The organism is Marinobacter halotolerans, from assembly GCF_008795985.1.
GTDB classification, from domain to species: Bacteria; Pseudomonadota; Gammaproteobacteria; order Pseudomonadales; family Oleiphilaceae; genus Marinobacter; species Marinobacter halotolerans.
In genome coordinates, this window is record NZ_VMHP01000001.1 from 377,372 (window position 1) to 390,275 (window position 12,904).

General features: G+C 56.1%; 13 protein-coding genes. 5 read left to right on the top strand and 8 right to left on the bottom strand.

Going from position 1 to position 12,904, the window contains the following annotated elements:
• Nucleotides 1-165: 165 nt before the first annotated feature.
• The 3 genes from FPL19_RS01635 to FPL19_RS01645 all read right to left on the bottom strand — a co-directional run bounded on the left by FPL19_RS01635 (nucleotide 166) and on the right by FPL19_RS01645 (nucleotide 2,946).
• Nucleotides 166-1,146, bottom strand: coding sequence for an NADPH:quinone oxidoreductase family protein (locus FPL19_RS01635; RefSeq protein ID WP_150909974.1), 981 nt, complete (start codon nucleotides 1,144-1,146; stop codon nucleotides 166-168).
• 149 nt (nucleotides 1,147-1,295) lie between these two features.
• Nucleotides 1,296-1,862 (bottom strand): BLUF domain-containing protein, encoded by a 567-nt coding sequence (locus FPL19_RS01640; RefSeq protein ID WP_150909976.1) that lies wholly within the window; start codon nucleotides 1,860-1,862, stop codon nucleotides 1,296-1,298.
• 202 nt (nucleotides 1,863-2,064) lie between these two features.
• A complete protein-coding gene (locus FPL19_RS01645) occupies nucleotides 2,065-2,946 on the bottom strand; it encodes a PEP-CTERM sorting domain-containing protein (RefSeq protein ID WP_225314254.1) in 882 nt (293 codons plus the stop codon).
• A 215-nt stretch (nucleotides 2,947-3,161) separates the two neighbouring features.
• On the opposite strand from FPL19_RS01645, the gene FPL19_RS01650 reads away from it, so the two are divergent.
• The 4 genes from FPL19_RS01650 to FPL19_RS01665 are packed head-to-tail and all read left to right on the top strand — an operon-like array spanning nucleotide 3,162 to nucleotide 7,079.
• Nucleotides 3,162-4,460 carry an NCS2 family permease gene (locus FPL19_RS01650; RefSeq protein ID WP_150909978.1) on the top strand — a complete coding sequence of 433 codons (1,299 nt, stop codon included), beginning with the start codon at nucleotides 3,162-3,164 and terminating at the stop codon, nucleotides 4,458-4,460.
• A gap of 22 nt (nucleotides 4,461-4,482) precedes the next feature.
• Nucleotides 4,483-5,025, top strand: coding sequence for an adenine phosphoribosyltransferase (locus FPL19_RS01655; protein WP_150909980.1), 543 nt, complete (start codon nucleotides 4,483-4,485; stop codon nucleotides 5,023-5,025).
• A gap of 9 nt (nucleotides 5,026-5,034) precedes the next feature.
• Nucleotides 5,035-5,712, top strand: coding sequence for a fumarylacetoacetate hydrolase family protein (locus FPL19_RS01660; RefSeq protein ID WP_150909982.1), 678 nt, complete (start codon nucleotides 5,035-5,037; stop codon nucleotides 5,710-5,712).
• Nucleotides 5,713-5,762: 50 nt separating this feature from the next.
• Nucleotides 5,763-7,079, top strand: a complete 1,317-nt coding sequence (locus tag FPL19_RS01665) for an ABC1 kinase family protein (RefSeq protein WP_150909984.1) — start codon at nucleotides 5,763-5,765, stop codon at nucleotides 7,077-7,079.
• A 32-nt stretch (nucleotides 7,080-7,111) separates the two neighbouring features.
• Here the strand turns inward: FPL19_RS01665 and mscL are convergent, their stop codons facing one another.
• From mscL to FPL19_RS01690, 5 genes are all read right to left on the bottom strand, one after another.
• Entirely contained in the window at nucleotides 7,112-7,519 is a 408-nt protein-coding gene (gene mscL, locus FPL19_RS01670; protein ID WP_150909986.1) for a large-conductance mechanosensitive channel protein MscL, read from the bottom strand.
• 97 nt (nucleotides 7,520-7,616) lie between these two features.
• Nucleotides 7,617-8,696 carry a DUF6160 family protein gene (locus tag FPL19_RS01675; RefSeq protein ID WP_318527379.1) on the bottom strand — a complete coding sequence of 360 codons (1,080 nt, stop codon included), beginning with the start codon at nucleotides 8,694-8,696 and terminating at the stop codon, nucleotides 7,617-7,619.
• Nucleotides 8,697-8,757: 61 nt separating this feature from the next.
• Complete coding sequence (locus tag FPL19_RS01680; RefSeq protein ID WP_150909990.1) at nucleotides 8,758-9,450, bottom strand: SIR2 family NAD-dependent protein deacylase; 693 nt, start codon at nucleotides 9,448-9,450, stop codon at nucleotides 8,758-8,760.
• 45 nt (nucleotides 9,451-9,495) lie between these two features.
• Nucleotides 9,496-10,002 carry a DUF2244 domain-containing protein gene (locus FPL19_RS01685; RefSeq protein WP_150909992.1) on the bottom strand — a complete coding sequence of 169 codons (507 nt, stop codon included), beginning with the start codon at nucleotides 10,000-10,002 and terminating at the stop codon, nucleotides 9,496-9,498.
• A 43-nt stretch (nucleotides 10,003-10,045) separates the two neighbouring features.
• Nucleotides 10,046-11,449, bottom strand: a complete 1,404-nt coding sequence (locus tag FPL19_RS01690; RefSeq protein WP_150909994.1) for an FAD-binding oxidoreductase — start codon at nucleotides 11,447-11,449, stop codon at nucleotides 10,046-10,048.
• A 158-nt stretch (nucleotides 11,450-11,607) separates the two neighbouring features.
• On the opposite strand from FPL19_RS01690, the gene serA reads away from it, so the two are divergent.
• The gene (gene serA / locus FPL19_RS01695; protein ID WP_150909996.1) at nucleotides 11,608-12,837 is read left to right on the top strand and encodes a phosphoglycerate dehydrogenase; all 1,230 of its coding nucleotides are present in this window, start codon (nucleotides 11,608-11,610) and stop codon (nucleotides 12,835-12,837) included.
• Nucleotides 12,838-12,904: the final 67 nt, after the last annotated feature.

Sequence of the window (12,904 nt, forward strand, 5' to 3'; positions counted from 1 at the left end):
TAGTGAGTTAGCGCCGGTGGGAACCCTCGACCAAAAATGTGCGGAGCCATGGATGGCGGAGCCCAAGCGCTCATGGATGAGCTTGTAGCGTTTTTTGGGCGAGGGTTCCCATCGGTGCTCTGCACCAAACTAACCAGGCTACGATCCCAGGCAAAAGGACAAACTTCAGCCGCCAACCTTCAGCACAATCTTGCCAGTAGCCGTACGACCAGTAAGCGCCCCAAGAGCCTTCTCGTATTCCTCAAACTCGAACACCTGGCTGATTTTCGGATCGATTTTGCCCTCGGCAAACATCTGTAGCAGCTCCATCATGTTTTTGGCGCTGTTTTCCGGCTCTCGCTGGGTGAAGCTGCCCCAGAATACGCCAACCACGGAACAGCCCTTCAGAAGGGTCAGGTTAGCCGGGATCTGAGGGATGTCGCCGGCGGCAAAACCGATGATCAGGTGGCGGCCGTTCCAGGCCATCGCCCGCAACGCCTGCTCGGTAAATTCACCGCCGACCGGGTCGTAAATGACATCGACACCCTTGCTGTTGGTCAGCTTCTTCACCGCTTCTTTCAACGGCTCTTCCGAGTAGTTGATCAGTTCGTCCGCGCCAGCTTCTTTTGCCACGGCCAGTTTTTCCGCCGTGCTGGCTGCGGCAATTACCTTGGCACCCATGGCCTTGCCCAGCTCAATGGTAGCCAAGCCAACGCCGCCGCTGGCGCCCAGCACAAGAAGGGTTTCACCGGGTTGAATGTTGGCGCGTTGCTTCAGAGCGTAATAGGAGGTGCCGTAAACCATGGAAAACGCAGCGGCTTTCTCGTCGGACATGGCGTCCGGAATCGGCAGGATATTCTGCTCCGGAACGATCACCTCTTCGGCAAAGGCACCGTAACCGGTCAGGCCCGCCACACGGTCACCCGGCTTGAAGCGGGTAACTTTCTCCCCAACCTCAATGACTTCCCCGGACATTTCCCCGCCCGGGGAAAACGGCATAGTAGGTTTGAGCTGATACTTGCCTTCGATGATCAGGGTATCGGGAAAGTTCAGGCCGGCAGCCTTCACTTTCACCTTCACGCCCCGCCCTTTCACTTCAGGGCTGGGAATATCCTCGATCACCAGTTTACCGGCAGGGCCATATTCCTTGCAGAGAATCGCTCTCATGGTGTGCTCCGTTTATCAGCATTTGGTTAGCAGAAGAAGATAAGGATAGTTGCTAATCACGCTGAAGCTAAACAGTGTCACGCCATGAATCAAATGAACAAATCTTATCTCGAAACATTAGTCGCTTTTATTGACGGTGCTGACCTTCTTCAGAACGTCGTACTCGCATAAACCAGGGCACCGACGATGGCCAGAGCCGCTACGACCAGCCCGATTCCAACACCACTGACACCTGAAGAAGCCCTTGAACGTGAGGATGCCAGATCCTGGTGGTTTATCACTCGACCCTGCTCGCTGGAATCGCGTATCAGCTGAATCATGTCCTCACACAAAGGGCGGGTGAAGCTCAGGGGCTGGAAAGACTTCATTCCGTTCCGGTCCAGAAACTTCTGAACGTCTGAGGAAAGCGGTACGTATTTCATCGACCAATTGGTAAAGGTCCGGGCAGAAAGCGGCTCTTCCACCAGAGTCGTCACGTTGCGGTGGCGTTCGTCATTGGCTATACGATCGTACAGCTCGCGAACCGCGTCTTCTTCACCCTCCAGGTACTGGAAAAAACAACCGTCTCCGTAGTAAAGCCCCCCCACTATGTGGGTTTTCGCATTATTCTTGCGGGACGTCATCAATATACGAGCAACGTTGGGCTCGACGCCCTGTTCGGCCGGCTTCTCATTGAACGTGGCTTCACTGGCATAAGCCAGGCGGATTAAAGACATGGAACATGCTCCTAAGGTCAGCAAATTCGCCAACACAACTGTGTTACGGGATTTTCACAAAGAGATTAAGATACGGCCGAAATAGCTCGAACGGATCACAGTAGGATGTCGGGTAAGGTCTTAGGAGGCCAGCGAGAAAGGCATAAAAAACGGGCCACCGAAAGACTCGGGGCCCGTTTCTCTCAACTACAGATGTTCCAGATCAGCTCACGCGCTTGCGACGTGAGAGACCAAGGCCAGCAAGACCCAGGCCCAACAGAGCAAGTGTGCCCGGCTCTGGTACGGGGTTTGGAACGACAACCTGCTCCCGCTTGCCAATCGTGAAGTTGTCAAAAGCGAACACATCCGAGCTTCCGGTGGTCAGGAAGTCAACGCTGGTGAACTCCTCAGCGGCGTTCTCGGCGATCAGACCAAAGAAAAGCACCGATCCTCCGGTGGAGCCACCAGAGCCCTGACTGTTATTGACCGTAAGCTCGTCTCCATTTGACAGTCCGAGCTTTAGCTGGCCACCGAAATCACCGATGTCGACACCATAGAACCCGAAGGCAGCAATGGAATCCGTGAAGTTAACGGCGAAATTGCCGGACCCGCCTGCGCGAACTTCCCAGAACTTGGAAGAGCCTGCAGACGGCACACTATAACGGCCTGCTGTGGCGTCACCGGGAGTCACTGATTCAATCTCACCATTGCCGCCACTCAGGGTTGCAGTTCCGGCGCCCGGGAACGTGAGATTCAAAGGCTCACCTGCTCCCGCAGGGTAGCTTTCGAAATCTTCCGTACCCGTCCCTGACAAGTTAGCCAGGAAATTCGATTCAGCGCCAGATGAGTTCGGCACTGAAGCAAGCGGGGTGGATTCTGAGTTGTTTACATCCTCTCCGAAGAACAGGATATAGGCGTTTGCCTGAGATGCGGACAGGACAAGCCCGGCTGCCACTGCCAAAGAAGTGAGTTTTTTCATCGTTTGGAACTCCAATTTCCATGTTTTGGTATGCCGCTGGTACGTCTCTTTTTGCAACACATCGCAGCTTCCATCCAGCGGCTTGCTGCGCCCTATGTCCTTAGCAATTACCGCACCAAAATGCATCAACGCATTTTAAATGCATGTAATTCATAAAAAAACTCCACCCTCTCCTATCAAAGCCACCGCTTCGAATCACAAAGATGTCAAACTTTTCGACACCGCGCCTATGCCGACAGTCTTGGCCTGATCCACCCCAGCCGGTAGAATGCGGCGTTTCGTTCATTGCTCCGCCAACAGCGGGCGCGACTCACCCGGCAGCAACGAGGCAGGCACCCGTCATGCTCGAACAACTCTTCAAGCTTCAGGCCCATGGCACCACCGTCCGCAAAGAAATCGTTGCGGGCATCACAACCTTTCTTACCATGGCCTACATCATTGTGGTGAACCCGGCCATTCTGTCCAACACCGGTATGGATTTCGGGGCGGTCTTTGTCGCAACCTGTCTGGCCGCCACCATCGGCACCCTGATTATGGGGTTCTGGGCCAACTACCCCATCGCCCTGGCTCCGGGAATGGGCCTGAACGCCTTTTTCTCGTTCACCGTAGTGGGCAGCATGGGTTATAGCTGGCAGGTGGCTCTGGGTGCAGTCTTTATTTCAGGGTTCATCTTCTTCCTGCTCAGCATTTTTAAAATTCGGGAATGGATCATCAACAGCATTCCCATGTCCCTGCGGTTCGGTATATCAGCAGGTATCGGCTTTTTCCTCGCGCTGATTGCACTCAAGAACGCGGGCATTGTGGTGGATAACCCCGCCACGCTGGTGGGCCTGGGCGAAATCAAGGTGGCCGAGAGCCTGCTGTTCTTCGGTGGCTTCGTGGTGATCTGCGCCCTCTCGTTCCGACAGATCACCGGCGCGGTGATGATTGGCATTCTGGCGGTCACCGGCATTGCCATGATGCTGGGCATGGTGGAATACAACGGGTTTGTTTCAGCGCCCCCGAGTCTGGCACCGACCTTTATGCAGCTGGATCTGGCCGGGGCGTTCAACGTGGGCATGATCAGTGTCATTTTTGCCTTCCTGTTTGTCGATCTTTTTGACACCTCCGGCACCCTCATCGGCGCCGCACAGCGCGGTGGCCTGCTGGATAAGGACGGCAAGCTGCCCCGACTGGGGCGGGCACTGATGTCTGACTCCGTGGCCACCATGTCCGGTGCGGCCCTGGGTACATCGACCACCACCAGCTATATCGAATCCACAGCGGGTATTTCCGCCGGTGGCCGTACCGGGTTGACCGCCGTTGTCGTCGCCGCCCTGTTCCTGGCGTGCCTTCTGCTGTCGCCGATTGCCAAGATCATCCCGGCCTACGCCACAGCGCCCGCCCTTCTCTATGTTGCGGTACTCATGGCCAGCGGCCTCAAACTGGTGAACTGGGATGACATCACCGACGCGGCACCGGCGGTTGTGACCGCTCTGATGATGCCGCTGACTTTCTCAATTGCGAATGGCATTGCCCTGGGCTTTATCACCTATGCGATTCTGAAGGCACTGAGCGGACGCTGGTCGGATCTGAACCCCAGTGTGGTGACCATTGCGATTATTTTCATACTGAAATTCATCTTCCTGGACGCGGCCTGAGCCACTATCCCCCGGAGACCCTATGGATTATTTTTCCGACAGCATCAAGAAAGCCATCCGCACGGTGCCAGACTGGCCCAAGCCCGGCGTGGCCTTCCGGGACATCACCACGGTACTGCAGGATCGCACCGCGTTCAGGAAGCTGATTGATGCCTTCGTTCACCGGTATCACGGCCAGAGCATTGATGCGGTTGCCGCCGTTGATGCCCGTGGTTTCATCATTGGCTCGGCATTGGCCTATGAACTGAACGCGTCACTGGTGCTGATCCGCAAGAAAGGTAAGCTGCCTTTTGACACCCTGGTGGAGGACTACGAGCTGGAATACGGCACCGCGTCCGTGGAACTCCATAAAGACGCTTTTAAACCGGGCGACAAGGTCGTTCTGGTGGACGATCTAATCGCCACCGGCGGCACCATGCTGGCCGCAACACGCCTGATCCGTCGCATCGGCGCGGAAATCGTGGAAGTGGCAGCCATGATCGACCTGCCAGACCTGGGGGGCTCAAAGAAGCTGCAGGATGAGGGGCTGGCCGTCTATACTGTGTGCTCATTTGAAGGCGACTGAGGACACAACGTGACGGACTATCAGCACCACTGGAAAGACGGCATGCCCGTCAATCTTCCACTCGGGAAAATTGTCTGTGTCGGGCGCAACTACGCCGAACACGCCAGGGAACTGAACAACCCGGTGCCGGATGAGCCGTTGCTGTTTATCAAGCCCGCCACCTCCGCCGTTCATCTGACCCGCCCGATCGCCCTGGTCACTGACAAAGGCTCCGTGCACTTTGAAACCGAGCTTGCGGTGCTGATCGGAAGGCCACTGACCAACGCGTCGGCCAGCGAGGCCGAAGCGGCGATTCTGGGTTACGGCCTGGCGCTGGATCTGACCTATCGCGATCTCCAGTCGGAACTTAAAAAGAAAGGCCACCCCTGGGAGCGGGCCAAATCTTTTGACGGCGCCTGCCCGCTGTCACCCTTTGTGCCCGTCGACCAATTACCCCGGGATCACCAGACTTTCACGCTGGACATTAACCATCAGCGCCAGCAGTCCGGCGATACCCGGGAAATGCTCAACCAGATCGTGCCTCTGATTGCCCACATGAGCAGCCACTTCACATTGCTGCCCGGGGATGTCATCCTCACTGGCACACCCAGCGGAGTTGGGCCACTTCAAGCGGGCCAGACATTGTCCCTGGAGCTTGATCAGGCGCTGTTTGTAGAGACTCATGTGGTGAATGCCTCAGACACCTGAACGCGCCCGAACATTTCTGGTCCAACCGTCCCCGAGCACGTATATCCGGCATGAGCAAAAAACCCGTCACAACCCGTAGAGGCCGATTCTTCAAACTCGCTGGTATGACAGCCTCTGTGGCCAGTCAATACGCAGGCCAGCGGGCCCGTCGTATATTCCGCAGCGAAGAAGACAACGAGGGTGCCCGTTCGGAAAGCTATACGCGCATGGCGGACCAGATTGCCAACACCCTGGGTGAAATGAAAGGCGCTGTAATGAAGGTGGGGCAGATTGCCTCCCAGACCCAGGACTTCCTCCCCAAGGAATTTTCGGATGCCCTGCAGCGGCTTCAGAAAGAAGCGCCGCCCATGCCTTTCGACGTCATCGTCGGCCAGATTGAAAATGAGCTGGGCAAGCCGGTCTCAGAGCTGTTTGACTACCTGCAGGAGCAGCCCTATGCCGCCGCCAGCATTGGTCAGGTTCACCGGGCGAGACTGAAAGACGGTACCGATGTCATCATTAAAGTGCAGTATCCCGGCGTCGATGAATCCTGCGACAGCGATCTCAAGCAGCTGCGCATGGCACTGAAACTGGGCGGCTTGCTCAGGCTGCCCAAAGAACACGTGGATCAGCTGTTCGGTGAAATCCGGGTGCGCCTCAAAGAAGAACTCGACTACGAAAATGAGGCCCGCAACCTTGCTCTGTTCCGGGATTTTCACAAGAACGACAAATGGATTGTCATTCCGAAGGTCTTCAGCAGCCACTCGTCACGGCGGGTCCTGACCATGGAACTGGTGGAAGGCGACCATATCAGCCAGATCACCCCGGAAAAGTACAGCCAGGACACCATCAACCTGATTGGTCACCGCATATTCACCATGATGGCCGACCAACTATTCCGCTATCAGTGCATTCACGGAGACCCTCACGCTGGCAACTTTGCCTACCGGCCTGACGGCACTGTTATTCTTTATGACTTTGGCTGCGTGAAGAAGCTGAAACCGGAAATCATCGAGGCCTACCGGAATGCCCTGGTATCGGCACTGGAAAAAGACTACGCCGCCCTGGACAGACACCTGATTGACCTGGGCGCCCGAGTGGAATCACAGCCGGCGGTGGATGAGGCCTATTACGCCATGTGGCGGGATATTCTGATCAAGCCATTTGAAGGCGATACGCCCTACGACTTCGCCCATTCAGAACTTCACAAAGACGTCGCCGCGAAGACGACGACGGTGTTCAAATACCTGGACTATTTCAAGCCGCCAGTGGAGAGCATATTCATCGACCGGATGATTGCGGGACATTACTGGATGATGAAACGGCTGGGGGTTCAGGCAGCGTTCCGGAAGGAACTCGATGAATACCTCAGGAAAACGCCGGGCTAAGGTTAGACCCACCCCGGCGCGGAATCCGCTGGTTAATCAGCCTTATGTTTAAGCAGGTCCCGGATTTCCATCAATAACTGTTCCTGCGCTGACGGCGCCGGCGGAGCGGCTGGAGTTTCGGCTTCTTTTTTCCGCATGGTGTTCAGTGCCCTGACAGCGATGAATACTGCAAAAGCGACAATCACGAAATCGAACACGGACTGAATGAAGACGCCATAACGAAGAACAACTGCCTCTACGCCCTCCTCCGCCGCTTTTAGCGTAACAACGAGATTGGAGAAGTCGACACCTCCAATCAGTAAGCCAATCGGCGGCATCATTACATCAGCCACAAACGACGAAACGATCTTGCCGAATGCAACACCGATGATGATACCCACCGCCATGTCCATGACGTTACCCTTTACCGCGAACTCCTTGAATTCCTTGACAATACTCATGGCAAACAACTCCCTGAAGGTCAGACCCTGTTGGCCCTGCAAACAGCAAAGGGCACGCCCGTTTGAGCGTGATTAGAGTGTAGCCGAGTAAACTGAATCAGTGCCCGTAAATATTCAGGTCCGCGCTGATCTGGACGTCTGTCCAGTAGACGCTGCCAATGGAGGGCCCGTCAGCGAAGGTGATGTTGGTGGTGTCCAGGTCGCCAGACAGGTCGGTGAGGTTCACCCGCAATCCCTCAACAGGGCCGGTTGAGGCGCCGATATCGGCTTGCAGGTGCGCAAAAGATACGACTTCCCCGGCACTGTTGGTGTACTTCAGCACATCCTCGCCGCGCTCATTGTGCATGCGGAAATCAAATCCGACTTCCTGCCAGTCGAGAAGAATCGGCACATACAGGTCCGTGCGGAGGGAGCCATCGAGGCTGAAGTAAGAGTTGATGTTGATGTTGTCAGAATCCGCATCCACGACGATGTCCGTTGGACCCAAAACACCAGTCAGCAGGACATTATCCATAATGATCTGCGGACTTTGTGTGGCGGGCGGAATTGGACCGCTCTTTCTGAGTCCGACCCGATCAATGCTCAGGCCGAAATCAACGAGCTCGTTCTGGTTCTGCGCCCCCAGCCCGATAACCATATCGCCATCTGTGATGGGAACGGCCACTTCGCCATGATCACCCTGGTTATCGGGAGAGGCAGTCCAGACTGAGCTGTTGAATTTCTCAAGCCCCCAGGGCGCCGCAAGGTCTGAACCGCCGGGACCGGCGATGTCGATGGTCATCCTGAGATTATCCAGACTGTTGCCACCCGTGACCGCCTGCCCCAATGCCGATTGAATCGGGCCGGCACCACCGATACCCAGGTTCTCGATAATGACGAAACCCTGATCTTCGTAGGCAATCTCGCGAACGGTCACGATGGCAGAGAGGTCAATGGTGACACCGGCCTGCCCCACCGTCGACCGCATGGAAGAATCCGTCATCGGAGTAAATTCTGCTGTCGCTGCCAGGGGCATGAACGTTGCCAACGCAACAGCATAATGTAAAGAAGTCAGGCCCTTCATACCCGGGTTTTCCCTTTCCTCGCTTTCCGTCACCGACTTCCCTGGAATCCTCACTGGTGAGCAAAGCAATGTGTTTTTATTTTGCAGCGTTTTGCGGTTTGTAACGACCCCCATGGTAGGCTACTGACCGTCAATTGCCGTGATCCAGTTCACGGCATTCATCAGGCATTAGCGATCAGATGCTCCAGGATTTGGGCATATTTTTCATCCACTCTGCCACACCCTCACCGGCGCCTTTACGAATCACCCGTGCCCGCACCAGCGAGCTTGGCGCATCTGGATCAATCACGGTGATGGGTACACTCATATCCACTTCATAGGCCAGGCTGGCAGCGGGATAGACCTGCAGTGAGGTACCGATGATCAGCAACTGGTCAGCGGTCTTAACGACCTCTGTCGCTGCGTCCAGCATGGGCACCTCCTCGCCAAACCAGACCACATGCGGCCGCAGCTGGCTGCCCCGATCACAGGTATCGCCCGGTTGGATGTCCCGGTAGCCAATGTCATAGATCAGGTCGTTATGAAGGGAGCTGCGGGCCTTGGTCAGCTCGCCATGAAGGTGAATCACCTTTGATGACCCGCCCCGCTCGTGGAGGTCGTCCACGTTCTGTGTGATCACGGTCACCTGATAGTCTTTCTCGAGCTCCGCCAGCAACTGATGCCCGCGGTTCGGCTTTGCGTTCTCAAGCTGGCGGCGCCGCTCGTTGTAAAATCGCAAAACCAGCTCCTGGTTGCGTTCGAAGGCCTCCGGCGTGGCTACATCGTAAACGCTGTACTGCTCCCAAAGTCCGCCATTATCCCGAAAGGTGGACAGGCCGCTTTCGGCGCTCATGCCAGCGCCGGTCAGAACCACAATGTGATCTTTCATGATATGCCCTGTTTTTGTCAGTACCGATTTGTCAGAACCGGGTTTTCAGAACCAGCGGGTTTCAGGTTTCTTCCGCTTCTGGATCAGGATGCCATATCGTTGGAGGATCGCAATGAGTGCCTGGGTATCTTCAATATTGAGAAAGGCGCCGACGGATATTTCCTCGTCGCGGAACTGCAGATGGAGCTTTGGGGGCGTGAAGGGGTGTCTTGCTTCGTCCTGCCAGACACGGGAAAACTCGCGGGGCACTTCCCATTCGGCCTCCTTTTCATTCATGCCCTTTTCAAGGCGAATGGTGGAAGGCCCTAACAAAAGCACTTCCTGCTTCTGACACTGCCGGGAGGTGTAGTAGAAACCGCCCGCCAACGCCGCCAGTTCCAGGCCGGCAAAAGGCAGGATGACCCAGGCGCCTACCAGAGTGAAGCCAGTCACGATGATGGCTGACAGCACACATAAGGCCAGCCATATTCGCACATTGCCCTTCCAGCTCATGGAACGGTTGGGCGTCAGCAGATAGCGGTGGCCGTCTTCACATGACAGCTGTTCAACCATGACAGATACCCTGCTGCCCGCACCGCTGGCGCCTGCCGGGGTATCAGTCGAAGATCTTTCCGGGGTTCATAACCCCCTTCGGATCAAAGACCTGCTTGATACCCTTCAGGTAGGCAATTTCAGCCGAACTGCGGGTGTATTCCAGATAGGGCTTCTTGGTCATGCCCACGCCGTGCTCGGCAGACACACTGCCCTCATAGCGCTGCACGATCTCGAAAACCCACTTGTTCACCTGCTGGCATTTCTCGAAGAAATCCTCTTTGGCCATGTCTTCCGGCTTGAGGATATTCAGGTGCAGATTGCCATCGCCGATGTGGCCGAACCAGATGATCTCGAAGTCCGGATAGTGTTCCGTGACCACCTCGTCGATTTCCCGCAGGAAGCCCGGTACTTTGGACACCACAACGGAGATATCGTTCTTATACGGCGTGCGGGGCGCGATGGACTCGGAAATCCGCTCACGCAGCTGCCACAGGTTCTGGGCCTGGGTCTCACTCTGGCTGATCACGCCGTCCAGTACCCAGCCATTTTCCATGCACTGCTCGAACAGCGCCATGGCATCGTCCATCACCTGGTCGGAGACGGACTCGAACTCCAGCAGGGCATAATAAGGCGCCTCGGTTTCAAAGGGCGCCTGAACCTGGCCGTGAGCCAATACGTGGCCCATGGCCTGATGGGAGAAGAACTCGTAGGCGGTCAGGTCAATTTTCTTCTGGAAAGTCTGTAGTACATCCATGGTGTTGGTCAGATCACCCAGCCCCAGCACCAACACCGTAAGGTTCTCCGGCTGGCGGGAGAGCTTCATGGTGGCTTCGGTGATGAATCCGAGCGTGCCCTCGGCGCCAATGAATAAATGGCGCAGATCGTAGCCAGTGTTGTTCTTCGCCAGATCCTTGTTCAGGTCCAGAATCTCGCCCTTGCCGGTAACGACCTTCAGCCCTGCCACCCAGTCGCGGCTCATACCGTAGCGAATCACCTTGATACCACCGGCGTTGGTGGACAGGTTGCCACCCAACTGGCTGGAGCCGGCCGAGGCAAAGTCCACCGGGTAATACAGGTCATTGTCTTCGGCAAACCGCTGGAGCTGTTCGGTGACGACACCCGCCTGGCAGCGAACCGTACGGTCGCTGGCGCTGAAATCCAGAATCTGATTCATGTTGTCGAACGCCACCACCACCTCACCATTGGCAGCCACGGCGCCAGCGCTTAGCCCGGTGCGACCTCCCGAGGGTACCAGCGCAACCTGGTTCTCATTGGCAAATCTGACAAGCGCCTGCACCTGCTCTGTGGTCTTCGGCAGCACAATGGCAACCGGCTTTGGTGGATAGATTTTGGTCCAGTCCTTGCCGTAGGTATCCAGATCGGCGGGGTCGGTCAGAACCCTGCCCTGAGCAGGACCCTCTTCCATCAAGGATTTCAGAGTGGCGATAATCTGTTCAGAATTCATGGAATTGCAGTCTCACAAAAGGTTGGTCAGGACGCGCTGTAAAATGTTTGAGCTATGGTATCATACCGCCCCTGTTCTGTGAGCCTGGCCGCCGTCAGCGCCGCTCACAGGTCATGTTCAATGACGAATTCAATGACGAAAGGTTCGGAATCTAGCCCATGGCAAACACGTCTCTTGAAAAGAGCAAAATCCGCATCCTGCTGCTTGAAGGGGTACACCAGTCCGCGATTGATACCCTTAACGCCGCAGGCTATACGAATATTGAATACCTGTCGCATTCGCTGGCCGAAGACGAACTGATGAGCAAAATTGCAGACGCACATTTTGTCGGCATCCGCTCGCGTACCCAACTGACCGAAAAGGTATTCGACGCGGCCCAGAAGTTGGTCGCCGTGGGCTGTTTCTGCATTGGCACCAACCAGGTGGACCTGAAAGCCGCCACCCGCCGGGGCATCGCGGTTTTCAATGCGCCTTTTTCCAATACGCGCAGTGTGGCCGAACTGGTTCTCGCCCAGGCGATTCTTTTGCTTCGGGGTGTACCCGAGAAAAACGCCAAGGCGCATCGTGGCGAGTGGCTGAAATCTGCAAAAGACAGCTATGAGATCCGTGGCAAGAAGCTGGGCATCATCGGCTACGGCAACATCGGCACCCAGTTCAGTGTTCTGGCCGAAGGCCTGGGCATGGACGTGTACTTCTACGATGTGGTTTCGAAGCTGTCTATCGGCAACGCCACCCAGGTCGGAACCCTTCAGGAGCTACTCAATACCTGCGACGTAGTCAGCCTGCATGTGCCGGAGACTCCCTCGACCCGCTATATGTTCAAGGCAGAGCAGTTCGCCCAGATGAAACCGGGCAGCATTCTGATGAACGCCTCACGTGGCACCGTGGTGGATATCGACGCCCTGGCTGACGCCCTGCAAAGCGGCAAGCTGCTGGGTGCTGCTATCGACGTATTCCCGGTCGAGCCAAAGTCCAACGACGAGGAGTTCATTTCGCCGCTGCGTGAATTCGATAACGTGATTCTGACTCCCCACGTGGGTGGCTCTACCATTGAAGCCCAGGAAAACATCGGGCGGGAAGTAGCCGAGAAGCTGGCCATGTACAGCGACAACGGCACCTCAGTGTCGTCGGTGAACTTCCCGGAAGTGGCGCTGCCATCGCACCCGAACCAGCATCGTCTGCTGCACATCCACGAGAACGTGCCGGGCGTGCTGTCGGAAATCAACCAGGTATTCTCCGAGAACGGCATCAACATCTGCGGCCAGTACCTGCAAACCAAAGAGGATATTGGTTACGTGGTTGTGGACGTGAACAAGGAATACGGCGAGTTGGCCCTGAAGAAACTGCTTCAGGTCAAAGGCACAATTCGCTGCCGCGTGCTGTTCTGATAAACAGCCCGTATCCAGGAAAACAAAAGGCCCGGAACCGCCGAAACGCGGAACCGGGCCTTTTTAT